The organism is Pseudomonas sp. Xaverov 259 (genome assembly GCF_019352915.1).
Lineage (GTDB): Bacteria > Pseudomonadota > Gammaproteobacteria > Pseudomonadales > Pseudomonadaceae > Aquipseudomonas.
In genome coordinates, this window is the sequence record NZ_JAAAFV010000027.1 from 134833 (window position 1) to 150676 (window position 15844).

The 15844-nt window shown below is 61.3% G+C and carries 12 protein-coding genes; 1 reads left to right on the forward strand and 11 read right to left on the reverse strand.

The window, feature by feature from the left end; translation table 11 throughout:
• Positions 1–194: 194 nt before the first annotated feature.
• The 11 genes from K0H48_RS09880 to K0H48_RS09930 all read right to left on the reverse strand — a co-directional run bounded on the left by K0H48_RS09880 (position 195) and on the right by K0H48_RS09930 (position 14108).
• The gene (locus K0H48_RS09880; protein WP_219267324.1) at positions 195–1646 is read right to left on the reverse strand and encodes an efflux transporter outer membrane subunit; all 1452 of its coding nucleotides are present in this window, start codon (positions 1644–1646) and stop codon (positions 195–197) included.
• On the reverse strand, positions 1643–2701 hold the full coding sequence (locus K0H48_RS09885; RefSeq protein ID WP_219267325.1) for an HlyD family secretion protein: 1059 nt from the start codon (positions 2699–2701) through the stop codon (positions 1643–1645). The genes K0H48_RS09880 and K0H48_RS09885 overlap by 4 nt, the downstream gene beginning before the upstream one ends.
• A gap of 15 nt (positions 2702–2716) precedes the next feature.
• Positions 2717–4252: an MFS transporter gene (locus K0H48_RS09890; protein WP_219267326.1), complete on the reverse strand. Its 1536-nt coding sequence runs from the start codon at positions 4250–4252 to the stop codon at positions 2717–2719.
• A gap of 404 nt (positions 4253–4656) precedes the next feature.
• On the reverse strand, positions 4657–5577 hold the full coding sequence (locus K0H48_RS09895; protein ID WP_219267327.1) for a LysR family transcriptional regulator: 921 nt from the start codon (positions 5575–5577) through the stop codon (positions 4657–4659).
• Positions 5578–5629: 52 nt separating this feature from the next.
• The gene (locus tag K0H48_RS09900) at positions 5630–6256 is read right to left on the reverse strand and encodes a TonB family protein (RefSeq protein ID WP_219267328.1); all 627 of its coding nucleotides are present in this window, start codon (positions 6254–6256) and stop codon (positions 5630–5632) included.
• 99 nt (positions 6257–6355) lie between these two features.
• The gene (locus K0H48_RS09905) at positions 6356–7204 is read right to left on the reverse strand and encodes an ABC transporter permease (protein ID WP_219267329.1); all 849 of its coding nucleotides are present in this window, start codon (positions 7202–7204) and stop codon (positions 6356–6358) included.
• 11 nt (positions 7205–7215) lie between these two features.
• Positions 7216–8067 carry an ABC transporter ATP-binding protein gene (locus K0H48_RS09910; protein WP_017136617.1) on the reverse strand — a complete coding sequence of 284 codons (852 nt, stop codon included), beginning with the start codon at positions 8065–8067 and terminating at the stop codon, positions 7216–7218.
• Between the two features lie 20 nt (positions 8068–8087).
• A complete protein-coding gene (locus K0H48_RS09915) occupies positions 8088–8981 on the reverse strand; it encodes a TauD/TfdA family dioxygenase (RefSeq protein ID WP_219267330.1) in 894 nt (297 codons plus the stop codon).
• Positions 8982–9197: 216 nt separating this feature from the next.
• Positions 9198–10562, reverse strand: coding sequence for an HlyD family type I secretion periplasmic adaptor subunit (locus K0H48_RS09920; protein ID WP_065931496.1), 1365 nt, complete (start codon positions 10560–10562; stop codon positions 9198–9200).
• Positions 10552–12708: a type I secretion system permease/ATPase gene (locus K0H48_RS09925; RefSeq protein ID WP_219267331.1), complete on the reverse strand. Its 2157-nt coding sequence runs from the start codon at positions 12706–12708 to the stop codon at positions 10552–10554. Before K0H48_RS09925 ends, K0H48_RS09920 begins: the two co-directional genes overlap by 11 nt.
• Before the next feature lie 41 nt (positions 12709–12749).
• Complete coding sequence (locus tag K0H48_RS09930; RefSeq protein ID WP_219267332.1) at positions 12750–14108, reverse strand: TolC family outer membrane protein; 1359 nt, start codon at positions 14106–14108, stop codon at positions 12750–12752.
• A gap of 341 nt (positions 14109–14449) precedes the next feature.
• On the opposite strand from K0H48_RS09930, the gene K0H48_RS30710 reads away from it, so the two are divergent.
• Positions 14450–15844, forward strand: a 1395-nt coding sequence (locus K0H48_RS30710; protein WP_257626909.1) for a retention module-containing protein, incomplete at its 3' end; no start/stop codon positions are given.

Below are 15844 nucleotides of genomic sequence, written 5' to 3' on the forward strand. Positions count from 1 at the left end.
TCTGAAAGTACTTAGTGTCAGGGTTTGGGGCCGCTTCGCGGCCCAACGCAGGACAAGCCTGCGCGCCACAGGAGAAAGTGGCGGCCTTCAAAAGTTGTGTAGATACCTATGCCGCGATGAGGGCACTTCAGTCAACATAACTGTGGCTGAACTACCGCTATCGCGGGCAAGCGCGCTCCCACATTGGGTTATGTTCAGCCTGCGGGAATGGAAGCTGTTTCGGGGTAGACCGACTCCCAGCCACCGCCCAACGCCTTGTACAGCCCCACCATCGCCAGCGACACGCCGGTGGAGCTTTCTACCCACTGCTCCTGCGTGGCCAGCAGCGCGCTTTGCACGGTGAGCACGTTGACGAAATCCACCACGCCTTCGACGTACTGCTGTTGTGCGGTGCTCAACGCGATCTGGTTCTGACGCACCGCTTCGGCGAGGCTGTCGCGGCGCAGTTGGCTGGCGTTGTAGCGGGTCAGTTGATCATCGATTTCATGCCAGGCACGCAGTACGGTTTGCTGGTACGCCAGCGCCGCTTCCTGTTGCTGGGCTTCACGCAAATTCAACATGCCTTGCAGGCGCCCGCCATTGAACAACGGCAGGCTGAACTGCGGGCCGAAGGCAAACGCGCGCGAGCCCCAGGAGCCGAAATCGGAAAGTTGCAGGGCTTGGGAACCGAGGCTGCCGGACAAGGTGATACGCGGGTAAAAATCACCTTTGGCCACGCCGATACTGGCGGTTACCGCATGCAGGCGCGCTTCGGCCTGGCGAATATCGGGCCGGCGTTCGGCCAGTTCCGACGGCAAGCCGATAGCGACCTGGCGCGGGGTTTGCGGCACGGCGGCGTCCTTGGACAATTGCGCATGCAGCGCTTGCGGCGGCTCGCCCATCAGCAGGCTCAGGGCATTGATCAGTTGGTCCTGACGCTGCTGCAAATCCGGCAACCGTGCTTCGATGGCGGCGACCTGGGCGGCGGCTTCAGCCACATCCAGGTCGGTGGCCACGCCGTCGGCCAGGCGCAGTTGCGAGAGCTTGAGGCTGTGGCGGGCGACGTCGAGGTTTTGCTCGGTGACGGCGCGGGTGTTCTGCACACCGCGCAGTTGGATGTAGTCCTGGGCGGTCTCGGCGAGCACTGACAGCAACACGGCGCGACGGTCATCTTCAGCGACTTGCAGGGTAGCGTCGGCGGCTTCGGTTTCGCGTTTGACGCGGCCCCAGAAGTCCAGTTCCCAGGCGGCGGAGAAGCCCATGTCCCACTGGTTGTAGGCCGACTGACCATTGCGGTTGGACGGGTCGCTCAAACCTTTGCCGCTATTGCGTTGGCGTAAATAATCACCGGTGGCGTTGACGTTAGGATAACGCTCGGCAGTGGTCACCTGACGCACCGCGCGGCTTTGTTGCAAGCGGCTGCTGGCCAGTTTCAGGTCGAGGTTATCGGTGAGCGCACGGCGTGTGAGGGCCGAGAGCTCTGCATCGTGGAACACGTCCCACCAACGCTCCTGCAAAGGGTCGCTCACCGCACGGCTCTGCGCCTGACGGCCCTGGGGTTCGCGCCACTGGGTGACTTGCGGGCCTTGGGGCCGCTGGAAATCCGGGCCAACCGTGCAGGCGCTCAGGCTGATAATGCTCAAGGTGAGCCAGGCCAATTGTTTCATTGCTGGGCCACCTCACGCGACTGCGCGACTGGCTGAGTGTCGACACTGGCTTCCACCGACATACCCACGCGCAGGCGTTCAATATGGGGCTGGTTCGGCTCCAGGATGATCTTCACCGGGATGCGCTGTACCACCTTGGTGAAGTTACCGGTGGCGTTGTCTGGCCTGACCGACGCAAAGGTCACGCCGGTGGCAGGCGCCAGGCTCTCCAGATGGCCCTTGAGCAACTCGCCGTCGAGGCTGTCGACGCTGAGTTCTACAGCTTGGCCGGCATGCATATGCGACAGTTGGGTCTCCTGGAAATTGGCCACCACATAGGCCTCAGCCAACGGCACAACAGCGAGGATCTTGCTGCCCGGCGTCACATAGGCGCCGACGCGCACGGCACGTTCACCGACCATGCCATCCACCGGCGCGACAATGCGTGTATAGGACAACTGGTAGCTGGCCATTTCCAATGCGGCCTGGGCGCGTTTGAGCCCACCGTCGGCGGCGTCACGCTGGGCGGTGAGGATTTCCACTTGCTTGCGTTCAGCCGCCAGCACGGCCGTGGCTTTGGCCAGGTTTGCGGTGGCTTGATCGATGCGGGTTTTGGCTTGCTGGGCGTTCTGCACGGTGCCTGCGCCCACGCCGGCGAGGTGGTTGTAGCGGTTCAGTTCGTGCTCGGCGAATGCCACTTCGGCACGGTCGGCCGCGACGGTGGCCTGAGCCTGGGCGATCACCGAGCTTTGACGCTCCAGGGTTGCGGTGGCGTTCTTCAGTTGGGCCTGGGCGACCAAGGTGTCGGCGTCGGCAGCCTGGGCGGCAGCACGAAAATCGCGGTCGTCGATCAACGCCAACAGTTGGCCAGCCTTGACGCGCTGGTTGTCTTCCACCAGCACTTCCTTGATGAAGCCGGCTACGCGCGGCGCCACCAGCGTGAAGTCGGCGGCGACGAAGGCGTCGTTGGTGGTCTGGCGCTTGCTGCCCAACACGCCCGGCGCGACCAGATAAACCAGTACGCCGACGGCAAACACAGCAATAACGGAGACGGCAATTTTGTCTTTGCGTTTCATGAGAAGTCCTTGAGGCTAGGTGGGTGCGCGAGGCGGAAAGATCCGCGTGGGCATCCAGAAAATCAGCAGGATCAACGCCACCGCGACACCGGCCATGACGTAATAGAGGTCCGAAGAGGTCAGCACTACCGCTTGCTGGTGCAGGCGCTGCGCCAGGCCCGGCGCGTCGCCGTCGGCCAGGGGCGAGTTGCCCAGATGGTCCACGAGCATGGTCGAATGGAAGTGCTCACGCTGGGTGGTCAGCGTGTCCAGCACGGCCGTGGCGATAACCGCAGCGAGGCCTTTGACGGTGTTGAACCAGGCCGAGGCGAACGGCCCATCCATCGGCTGGATGCTGCCGGTAGAGAGCATCAGCAGCGGCAATACGGCCATGGGTTGGCCGAAAATCTGCAGCAGGTACCAGCCATAAAAATCGTCGCGTATCCATGCCGAGGTGAGGTGCGAACTGCCGATGCAGCACAGCACCAGCATGCTCAAACCAATCCCCAGCACCCAGCGGCAGTCGACCCAACGCAGGTTGCACAGCGCCGCCACCAGCGGCAGCGCAATCAATTGCGGCAACGCCATCAACAGCATCACCGGCGCGGTTTGCAGTGGCCGGTAGCCCTGAACCTGGGCGAGAAAACTCGACGGGATGATGATCACCGAGGTCAGCACCATCAGCACGCCCGCCAGTACGATCAGGGCGAACGCCAGGTTGCGCAGGCCGAGCATCTGCAACTTGAAAAACGGCACAGGCTGCGACCATTCATTGAATATGAACAGCACCAGCAACACGCCACCGCCGATCAGCAAAAAGGTGATCAGGCCCGACTCGAACCAGTCCAGGCGATTGCCCTGCAACAGGCCGATCACCAGCATGCAGATCGCCGGAAACCCCAGCAGCAGGCCGCGCCAGTTGAACTGCTTGAGACGCTCCAGGCGCAGCGGGTCCTGCGGCAAGCCGTAAGCCACGGCAACCATTGCCAACAGGCACGGCCCGACGATTTGCCAGAACGCCCATTGCCAGCCGACGTATTCGGTCCACAACGCCGCCAGCGGCGTGCCCAGGCTCGGGCCGAACGTGGCGGTGAGCGCATAACCGGCCAGGCCGTAGAGCTTGACGTGGGCCGGCAGGAAACGCAGCGCCACGGTCATCAGCATGGGCGGCAGCGCACCGCCGGCCAAGCCTTGCACGGTGCGCAGCACCAACAGGCTTTCGTAGTTCGGCGCAAACGGGCACAGGATCCCCAGCAGGGTGAACAGACCGATAGCGCACAGGGTGAATCGGCGCAGCGAAAACGTCACCGAACACCACGGCGCAAAGGCCATGGCCGCCACGGAGGTGGCCGTATAGGCCGCAACCAGCCAGGTGCCTTCGTCAAAGCCGATGAACAGCGCACCGCGAATATCGGCGAGGGCTACCTTGGTGACCATCTCATTGAGGCCAGAGACCAGCACCGCCAACAACACACCGACCAAGCCGATGATGATGCGCGTGCCGAACACAGGTGGGCTCAGGGCAGTGGGTTTGGCTGCAGCCTGGAGAGCGGGGGCAGCGAGGGATGTCATGAACGCGTAACTCGGGATTAGAAATACCCGAGCAGTTTAAGGGGCGCATACATGACAAAAAAGTTACTTGTTGGAAGCTTATAAGTGCGCCAGACGCAATCCTCAGAGGGTTAATACGAGGTCTTTGCCAAGTGGCCTGTTGTGGCGAGCAGGCTTGCCCTGCGTTGGGCCGCGAAGCGGCCCCAGTAAAGACACTGCAGTTTTTCCTGAAAGTACTCAGCGTCTGGGTTTGGGGCCGCTTCGCAGCCCAACGCAGGGCAAGCCTGCTCGCCACACGGGTAATTGGTTGCCTCCAAAAGTTGTGTAAATACCTCTGCTGCGATAGCGGTGAGTCAGGCGATGAATCCCTGCACAGTCAGACCGCCATCGCAGGCAAGCCAGCTCCCACATTGATCGAGTGCATCTCAGCTGGGCTGGGCTTCGAGCCAGGTGGCATGGCAGCTCTCGCGCATGGTCTCGCGCAGCCACTTATGCGCCGGGTCTTTGTCGAAGCGTGGGTGCCAGGATTGGGCCAATACCAATGTCGGCAAGGAGATCGGCAACGGGAAGGCGCGCAATGGCAGGTTCAGGCGGTTGGCGCTCAGCAACGCTTCCTTTGGCACCGGCAGCAGTAGATCGGAATCGGGCAGCATGAACATCGCGCCGTGAAAGCCCGGGGCGATCATGGCCACGCGGCGCTCCAGGCCTTGGGCACTCAGCGCAGTGTCAATCGGGCCACGGGCGATGCCGCGTCGCGAAATGCTGATATGGGAATAACTGGCAAACCGTGCGGCGGTGATTTCTTCGTCGAACAGCGGATGATCTTGCCGCGCCAAACCGACGAAGGTGGTGGAAAACAAATTCTGTACCTTCACCTCCGGGCTGGCCGGCAACGTATTGCTCACGCGCAGGTCCAGGCGCCCTTCGCGCAGTGCGTCGTCGTCGGTATCCCCTTCGGGCACAAAGCACAGCTCGCACAGCGGCGCCATGCGCTCCATGGTGTCGAACAGCCGGCCGCCATACACGCCGACAAAAAAGTCGTTGGCCCTTACGCTGAAGCGGCGGCGCAAGGTGCTCAGGTCTACCTGGTCCGCCGAACGAAACAACAACGCCGCCTGTTCCACCACGTTGCGCACCTGGCCTTGCAGCTGCAAAGCCTTGGGCGTCGGCACCAGGCCGCGACCGGCACGCACCAGGATCGGGTCGCCTACCGCCTCGCGAATCCGTGTGAGCGTGCGGCTCATGGCCGCCGGGCTGAGGTTCATCCGCCGCGCCGCGCCAACCACGCTGCCCTCGTCGAGCAAGGCGTCGAGGGCGACCAGCAGGTTCATGTCCGGTAGTTGCATGCCAAGCACTCGTGATCAGTGGGGAGTGAATTGCACGCAATCCTAGCAGGCTTTACAGGTAGAGCTTGGTGCCGCGTGGCAGGAAGTCGGCGAAAGCGGCTTTGGGATTGGCCTGGCACTTGCGCACGATATCCGGCAGGGCTTTCTCAAAGTCGTCCGCCTTGGACAGCCCCTCGTAGTAGTCCTTTTTACCGCTCAATGCCGGGAACATCACCGCGACTCGGGTGATGGCAAAGCTCTTCATGTCGATCAAAGGACGGTTGGGATGCTCACGCTGGAACTGGCTGACTTCTTCGTTCAAGGCGCTGCAGGATTGATAGGTGGTTTGAGTAAAGCTCAGCTGGACGCTTTCTTTGCTGGACTGTGTAGGCGTGAAGACCATGTCGTTTTGCGCCACGACATGGGCGGGTTGGTCTGCGGTCACCTCCCAGGGTTTGAAGCGCCACAGCGTGGCTGCGGCTACGGCGGCTTCGCCAAAAGCCGGCTTAGTAGCACTGAGCGCTTTGACATCACTGACCGAGCCGTCGTTATGGATATTCAAACTGATGCGCGCGTGCCCCTGGACGCCAATCAGGTTGGATGGGTAGGTCGGCTTGGGCATCGACACCGCTTGCGGGGTGAACTGAGCAAAAGCCGACGCCGACAAAAACAAAGCCGCCACCAAGACAAAAAACCGCATCGCCGTAAATCCTTCTACCGGTAATGCCTGACGCCAGGGCGACGTCAGGTTCGGCCGGCATTATCGGGTTCACACCCGACAAAGAGCAATCATTCCTATTTAACGCTGCATACCCCAACGCTTTACGGTGAGCCGCTCGAAGGTATCAAACACCAGGTTTTCCACCAGCAGGCCGATCAGGATCACCACGGCCAAACCGGCGAAGACCTTATCGGTGTACAGCTCGTTGCGGTTCTGGAAAATATACCAACCCAGCCCGCCTTTACCGCTGGTGGCGCCGAACACCAGTTCAGCGGCGATCAGTGTGCGCCAGGCAAAGGCCCAGCCGATTTTAAGGCCCGCGAGGATCGACGGCAGCGCCGCCGGAATCAGGATGTACAACACAAAACGCATGCCCTTGAGGCCGTAATTGCGACCGGCCATGCGCAGGGTTTCGGACACGCCGAGAAACCCCGAATAGGTGTTAAGCGCCAACGCCCACAGCACCGAATGCACCAGCACGAAGATCAGGCTGTTCTGCCCCAGGCCAAACCACAGCAGCGCCAGCGGCAGCAGGGCAATCGCCGGCAGCGGGTTGAACATCGAGGTCAGGGTGCTGAGCAGGTCGCGCCCCAGTTGGGTCGAGACCGCCAGCGTGGTGAGGGCAAACGCCAACACGATGCCGATCAGGTAGCCCTTGATCAGCACCGCCAGCGAGATCCAGACCTTGCTCAACAGCTCGCCGCTGAGCAGGCCGTCGAACAGTGCCTGGGAGGTCTGCAAAAAGCTCGGCAACAGCAGGTCGTTGTTCTGGTAGCGGGCGACCGCCTCCCAGAGAATCGCCAGCACGATCAGGATCAAGCCCTTGCGTAGCCAGCCTTGCTGCCACAGGCGTTGGCGCAGGGGCAGTTCGCGCTCTACAGGGACGCTGAGCAGTGGTTTGAGGGTGACTTCAAATTCCTGGCGCATGGTTCGGCCCCTTAGTAAGCAATGCGGATATCGGCGAAACCCAACTCACGTTCGGCCTCGGGCGCTTCATCGAACAGCAGGCGATGAATACGCCGCGCCGACGCCTGGAATTCCACACCGCCGAGGCTGTGCAGGTCGTATTGATGGCTGTGGATTTCTGCCCGCACACGTCCGGGATGCGGCGACAACAACAGGATGCGATTGCCCACCACCAGTGCTTCCTCGATGGAATGGGTGACGAACAACAGGGTGAAGCGCACCTCTTCCCACAACAGCAGCAATTCCTCCTGCATCTTGCGCCGGGTCAGGGCGTCAAGGGCGGCGAAGGGTTCGTCCATCAGCAGGATTTTCGGTTGCATGGCCAGCGCGCGGGCGATGGCCACTCGAGCTTTCATGCCGCCGGACAGGGTGTGCGGGTAGGCGTCGGCAAAGGCACTGAGGCCGACTTTTTCCAGGTAGTGCAGCGCGCGTTCTTCGGCTTCGCGGCGCTTGAGGGTCTTGGAGGCCAGCAGCGGGAACATCACGTTCTGTTTGACGGTTTTCCACGGTGGCAGCTGGTCGAACTCCTGGAACACCACAATGCGATCCGGGCCGGGTTCGTCGACTTTTTGCCCCAACAGGCGAATCTCGCCTTCGCAGGGTTTGATAAACCCGGCGATGGACTTGAGCAAGGTGGATTTGCCGCACCCCGAAGGGCCGAGCAGCACGTAACGGTCGGCCGGGTCGATTTCGAAACTGACCTGGTGCGTGGCCCGCACCACCCGCTCGGGCGTGCGGTATTCGAGGCTGACGTTGTCCACCGCCAACAGCGGTTTGGCCGTACTCAGGGTGCTGGCCGCGTGGCCTTGCAGGGGCGCGTTCATGTCAACTCTCTTGCCGGGAATCAGAAAGGCGCATCGCCCTGGATGGTGGTGCGAAACAGTTTGCGGCGCAGATGGCTCGGGCAACCGGCAGCCAGGTGGATCAGCGAGCGGTTGTCCCAGAACACCATGTCGTGGGGCTGCCACTGGTGGCGGTAGATGTTCTGCGGCAGCACGCTGTGGGCGTAGAGCTGGGCCAGCAGGTCGCGGCTTTCGTCTTCCGGCAGGCCAACGATGCGGGTGGTGAAACCTTCGCTGACGAACAGGGCTTTGCGGCCGTTTTCCGGGTGGGTGCGCACAATCGGGTGGACCACTTCCGCCACCTGAGCCAGCTGCTCGGGCGTGAGGGTTGGGCGCCAATTGCCTTCGAATTTGGTTTCGCTGTAGCGCGCGGTGTAGGAGTGCGCGGCGCTGCGGCCTTCCACGTCTTTGCGCAGGTGCTCGGGCAGTTGGTCCCAGGCTTTGTGCATGTCGGCGAACAGGGTGTCGCCGCCTTCGGAGGGCAGTTCCTGGGCGTGCAGCATCGAACCCAGGCTAGGCAGCTCTTTATAGGAGAGGTCTGAGTGCCAGAACTTGCCCGCGTCACCCAGGCCGATGGATTGGCCGTTTTCGATAATGTTGGAGACGATCAGGATTTCCGGGTGGTTGGCCAGCAGGAACTGTTTGAGCACGTGGATCTGCAGCACGCCGAAGCGGCGACTGAAGGCGATCTGTTGTTCGGGGGTAATGCGTTGGTCGCGGAACACCACGACGTGGTGATCCAGGTGCGCACGGTGAATGCGCGCGAAGTCTGTGTCGTTGACCGGGCGGGACAAGTCCAGGCCGATGACCTCGGCGCCGACGCTGCCGGGCAGTGGGCGAATCTCGAAGGATTGGGCGAATGGGGTCGCTGTTGGAACAGTAGAGGTGGCGGACATGAGGGCACTCCCGGTCGGACAGGGGAGTGAATTTATAGGTATAAGAATGGAAGCTTAAATACCGTTAGCGAATATCGATATGGCGATTTGCGGTAGGCATTGTGAAATGTGGTGAGGCTGATGGCCCCTTCGCGAGCAAGCCCGCTCCCACATTTGGAATGCTTTCCAAAGTGGGAGCGGGCTTGCTCGCGAAGGCGTCGGTACAGGCGATGCGGCTTAGCGCTCGTGCAACGCCTCGGCCCGCGCCTTGATGATCGGCTTGAGCAGGTAGCTGAGGATGCTTTTCTTGCCGGTGATGATGTCCACCGAGGCCACCATGCCAGGAATGATCAGCAACGGCTTCTCATCGGTGCCCAAGTGGCTGCGGTCGGTGCGCAGGGTGATCATGTAGTAGGTGGTTTTCTTGTCTTCATCAGTGATGGTGTCGGCACCGATGCGCTCAAGCTTGGCCTTCAGGCCGCCGTAGATGGTGTAGTCATAGGCGGTGAATTTGACGATTGCCTCTTGCCCGGGATGCAGGAAGGCGATGTCTTGCGGGCGGATCTTGGCTTCCACCAGCAGGGTGTCATTGAGCGGCACGATTTCGACCATGTCGCTGCCCGGCTGGATCACGCCACCGACGGTGTTGACCAGCAGCTGCTTGACGATGCCGCGCACCGGTGAGGTGACCAAGGTACGGCTGACGCGGTCTTCGAGGGCACGGCCAGTGGACTCGGCCTTGTTCAGCTCGGTGCGGGCTTCGTTGAGTTGGGTCAGGGCTTCGCTGCGGAATTTGCCACGGGTTTCGTCGATCTTGCGCTGCACTTCCTTGATCGCCGACTCGGCGCGAGGGATCGCCAGGGTGGTAGCGTCCAACTGACCACGGGTTTCCATCTCGGCGCGCTTGAGGCGCAGCACTTCCACCGGCGATACCGCGCCCTGGGCCACCAACGGCTCGGACATGTTGATTTCCTGGCGTTGCAGGGACAACTGGCTGCGGTACTGGCCTTGCTTGGAGCTGAATTCGCGCAGTTCCTGCTGGCGCTGCACCAGTTGCTCCTGCAAACCACCCACTTCGTCTTTTAATTGCTGACGGCGGCTTTCATACAGCGAGCGCTCGTTGGCGGCCTGGCTGGGCGCAGCCTTGAGCACGTCATCCGGGATGTTCAGCGGGCGGTCATCCACCTGCGCACTCAGGCGCTCGACGCGCAGTTGCATGGCCAGGCGCAAGGCTTCGGTTTCGCCGGCATTGGAGACAAACCGGGTGTCGTCGAGGCGAATCAACGGCGCGCCGGCTTCGACGATCTGGCCTTCCTTCACATACAGCTCGGAGACGATGCCGCCTTCCAGGTTCTGGATTTTTTGCAGCTTGGACGACGGAATCGCCTTGCCGTCGCCACGGGTGACTTCATCGATGCTGGAGAAACCGGCCCAGGTCACCAGGAAGACGAAGAACGCGATGATGGCCCAGATGGTCAGGCGGATAACGCGCGGCGCATCTTCGATCAGCGCTTTGTTGACTTCCGGCAGGGGCTGGCCTTGCAGCGAATCGGTGCCTTTGAAGTAGCGGCCGACCGCGCTTTTGATGGAGTTAAGCAACACTGATCTGCCCCTTTTTCAACGCTTCCATAACCACGGCTTTCGGGCCGTCTGCGAGGATCTGCCCACGGTCGACCACCAACAGGCGGTCCACCAGCGAGAGCAGTGAGGCACGGTGCGTCACCAGCACCACGGTCTTGCTTTGCACCACGGCTTGCAGGCGTTGTTTCAAGCGCTCTTCACCGGTGTTGTCCATGGCGCTGGTGGGTTCGTCCAGCAGCAGGATAGGCGGGTTGAGCAGCAGCGCACGGGCCAGGGCGACGTTCTGACGCTGGCCGCCGGACAGGTTCTGCCCGCGCTCGCCCACTTGCAGTTCATAGCCTTGTGGGTGCAAGCGCGCGAATTCGTGCACGCCGGCCAATTCCGCGGCTTGCAGGACCATTTCGTCTTCTACATAGCGCGCACCCGACACCAAATTGTCGCGCAGGGTGCCGGCCAGCAATTGAATGTCCTGAGCGACGTAGCCGATGTTGTGGCGCAGCTCGCTGACGTCGATCTGGCGCACGTCCACACCGTCCACCAGCAAGGCGCCGGAGTCGGGCTGGTACAGGCCGACAATCAGCTTGGCCAGGGAGCTTTTGCCCGAGCCACTGCGGCCGATGATGCCAATTTTTTCGCCCGGCTTGATCACCAGGTTGATGTTTTTCAGCGCGGCGTTCTGCTGGTTCGGATAAGTGAAGTTCAGACCACGGCACTCGATGGCGCCTTGCAGGGTGCGACGGCTCATGGGCCGCTCTTCGAAATTGCGCTCCTGGGGCAGCTCCATCATCTGGTCCACCGAGGTCATGGTGACCTTGGCTTGCTGGTAACGGGTCAGCAGGCCCGACAGCGAGGCCAGCGGGCTCAAAGCGCGGCCACTGAGCATGTAGCAGGCAATCAGGCCGCCCATGCTGAGGTTGCCGTCGATGATCTGGTACACGCCGAACACGATCATGATCACGCCGGCCAGTTGCTGGATGAGCAAGGTCATGTTCATCGACAGGCCCGACAGCAACTTCACGCGCAGCTCAAGGCGGCTGAGGGTGCCGATGGTCTGTTCCCAGCCGTACTGGCGCTCGCTTTCGGCGTTGTTGACCTTGACCGCATCGAGCCCGGCGAGGGTTTCAATCAGGCTGGACTGGCGCTCGGCGGCCAGGGCCATGGTCCGTTCCATGGTCGCCACCAGCGGTTTTTGCAGGGCATAACCGATGCCCAGGGCCAGCGGGAAGGCCAACATCGGGATCCACACCAGGTGCCCGCCGAGGATGGCGATCACCAGGAAAATCAGCAGGGTAAACGGCAAGTCGATCAGACTGGTGAGGGTCAAGGATGCGAGAAAATCACGCAGGCTCTGAAACTCATGGATGTTCTGCGCGAAGCTGCCAACCCGTGCCGGGCGGTACTTCATGGACATGCCCACAATGCGCTCGAACAGCGTGGCCGAGATGATCAGGTCGGTTTTCTTGCCGGCCAGGTCCAGGCACAAACTGCGCAGGCTTTTGAGTACCAGGTCGAACAGGTAGGCGCCGCAGATACCCACGGCCAGCACCCAGAGGGTCGCGGTGGCCTGGTTTGGCACGACACGGTCGTACACGTTCATCACAAACAGCGGCGCGGCCATGGCGATGATGTTGATCAGGAAGCTCGCGGCAATGGCGTCGGTGTAGAGCCAGCGCGAACGTTTGAGCGTGTCGCGAAACCACGAGCGCGCCCGAGGAATCAGGGTGCCGTGGTTGACGTCGAATTTGTGCTGCGGCTGGGCGAAAAAGACTTTGCCGATGTAGTCGTCGGCCAACAGCTCACGTTTGATCAGCACTTCACCGCCGTCGCTTTCGCTGAGCAGGATGCGTGCTTCGTCTTCGCCTTGCCAACCCACCAGCACGGTACTGCGGCCGTCCTTGAGCAACAGCAGCGCCGGCAGTGCAATCGCCGGGATCTGCTCCAGCTTGCGCTGCAATACCCGGCCTTGCAGCCCGGCGCGCGCGGCTGCACGCGGCAGCAACTCGGCACTCAGGCGCTGCGACGGCAACGGCAAACCGGTGGTGAGCATGGCCGCGCTGGCGGGCTTTTGATGCAGGGCACAGAGTGCCAACAACCCGTCGAGTAACGGGTCGTCGTGCAGCGTGCGTGGATCATGACTGAGATGAACTCGACTGACTTCGGATTCCACGCGGTGCACTCTCGACTAACAGATGGGGCTATTGGGGTGACTCAATTCATCCCAGGCAGTTGGACTTTAGGTTTCACGTCGTTCTGTACGACGGACGCCATCGGTGCGACTACGCCCTGGCTTTTGAGCAATTCGCCCATGGTCGCCTTGATTCGATATTGAGTAAATAACTGAATGTTCTTGATCTCTTCCAGACGACGGGAAGCGGTGAACAATTCGTTCTCGCTGTCGAGCAAATCGAGCAGGGTTCGTTGGCCGAGGCTGAACTGCTGCTGGTAAGACGTGCGCACGCGAGTGCTGTGGTCGACGTATTGCTGGGCAACCGGCAACTGCGCGTTGGCGTTGTTCAAGGCGTTCCAGGCCAGGCCCAGTTCTTCACTGAGTTGGCGCAAGGCGTTGTTGCGGATATCCAGGGCTTGGCTGGCCTGGTACGACTTGGACTGCAGGTCGGCCTTGTTGCTGCCACCGGCAAACAGGTTGAAGCGCATGCGCACCATGGCTTCCCAGCCGTTGCTGTGGCCGGCATCGCCGCCGACATTGTTGTCGGCATTAGTGCCCAGCTCTGCATCAAAGCGCGGGTAAAAGGTGGACTTGGCAGCTTCGTACTGACTTTCGGCGGCGGAGATATCCGACTCGGCCGAACGCAGGATCGGGCTGTTGTCGAGCATCTGGCGACGGGCTTCATTCAGGTCCGCCGGCAGCATGGCCATAAAAGGCGCTGGGCGCTCAAGCTGGTCGGGCATCTGGCCGACGGCGCTGAGGTAGTTGACCTGTGAGTCGGCCAGGTTGGTCTGCTCGGTGATCAGGTTGTTGCGGGCCTGGGCCAGACGCGCTTCGGCCTGGTCCTGGTCAGCACCGTTACCGACGCCGCGCTGGGTGCGCAGCTTGATCTGGTCGTAAATGCGTTCGTGGTTGCGCAGGTTTTCTTCAGCCAGGCGCACGAACTCACGACGTGTCAGCACATCCAGGTACACCTGGGCGACAGTCAAACCGGTGCGTTCGGAAGTACCCAGCAAGGAGTAAGCGCGGGAATTGACGTTGGCTTGTTGGCGCCCGACTTCGCTGGAGGTGGCGAAACCGTCAAAAATCATCTGTTGCAGACGCAGGCTCGATTCGCCGCGGTTGTGGGTGTCCCACTGGTTGCCGTTCGGGCCGCTGGCGGCACGGGTGGTGGAGTTGTCGGTACCTTCACGGCCGTAACCGGCGTTCAGGTCAACGCGTGGCAAGTAACCACCTTGAGCGGCGCGCAATTGGTAATCGGCGGCGATACGGCTGTTCACACCGGCTTGGATTTCCGGGTGCACATCCAGCGCCTGCTGCATGGCCTGGGGCAATGTTTGGGCGTGTACGAAACCGGCGGCGAGTACGAACGGTATTGCCTTGAACAGGTGCAGACGCATTAAAAAATTCCCCAGGACTTCTTGTCTCAAATCACAGCGATTGGCCTCGCTGCGTCGGATAATGGCTACCGTAATGACCGTACGTCGGAAAGTTCAAAAAGCGGAACTGCTTCACACATGTAGGACGGTTCGCCGCATAAATATCAATGTGACATTACGGGGCCAATTGTTTAGGATGGCGACCAGAAGGTCAATAGTTTGGCATAAACTAGATAACGAATAAATCTAGCCAATAATTTGACGTCAGTAACTACGTAGACTACGCCCCCTCCTGTTTGGCCCTCACCCCCGCGAGCGGCCACATGGAATTCATCAGAAACGGATCGCCGGAGAAATCTTTAATGAGCAGTGTTGTTGCCATCGTCAAAAGCATTGTTGGTCAAGTTTTCGTTATTTCTCCGGAAGGGACGCGTCGTGTCCTTGTAGAAGGTGACCGCCTGTTCGCGGGCGACCAGGTCGACACCGGCATGTCCGGTGCTGTGAGCCTTGAGCTGGCCGACGGCCGCACACTGGACCTGGGCCGTGAAACCCAGTGGAGCGCCGACCTGCCGGACTCCAGTCTCGACTTGGCCGCTGCCGCCGAGAACGCCGCGCCGTCGGTTGCTGAACTGCAGCAAGCCATCGTCGCGGGCGCCGACCCGACCACCGACCTGGATGCTACCGCCGCAGGTGCGACGGCTGCCGGTAATGGTGCTGCGGGCGGGGGCCACAGCTTTGTTGTACTGGACGCGACGGCTGGCCGTGTCGACCCGACAATCGGCTTCCCGACTGGCCCACTGGGCCAGGGCGCCGCGACAACAACCCAACTCACGGGCGCCCAAAGCGCAGGCGGCAATGGCAACCTGGTCTTGCAGACGTCGACCCTGACGCTGAGCGCAACGCCGACCATCACCGAAGCCGGTGGTGTGCTGACCTATACCGCTACCGTCACGCAGCCGCCGATCAATGACCTGAGCATCACCCTGTCCAATGGTGCCGTGATCACCATCACCGCCGGCCAATTGACCGGCACCGTCAACGTGCCGCTGGCACCCAATGACAGCCCGTACATAGACCCAAGCCAGATCAGCGTGAACGTCACCGGCACCACCGGCGGCAACAACCTGGTACTGACGATTGACCCGAACCCGGCTGTTACGCAGATTACCGACACCATCGACACCACCACTGTCACGTTGACGGCGGGCAACACCGTGACCGAAGGCGGTCAGATTACCTACACCGCTACCCTGACCAACCCGGCGCAGACGCCGGTGACTGTCACCTTGAGCAATGGCTCGGTGATTACCATCAAGGCTGGGGAGTCGACGGGTACTGTTGTGGTCGATACGCCGGCTAACGACGTTTACAACAATGGTTCGACTGTCAGCACTACTATTACCGGTGCAACCGGCGGCAACTTTGAGAATCTGGTACCGAGCACTACGCCTGCGGTTACCACGATCACTGATTCGATCGACACCACCACCGTCACCCTGACGGCGGGCAACACCGTGACCGAAGGCGGTCAGATTACCTACACCGCTACCTTGACCAACCCGGCGCAGACGCCAGTGACCGTCACCTTGAGCAACGGTTCGGTGATTACCATCAAGGCCGGGGAGTCGACGGGCACTGTTGTGGTCGATACCCCGGCTAACGACGTTTACAACAATGGCTCGACCGTCAGCACTACTATTACCGGTGCAACCGGCGGCAACTTTGAGAATCTGGTACCGAGCACTACGCCTGCGGTT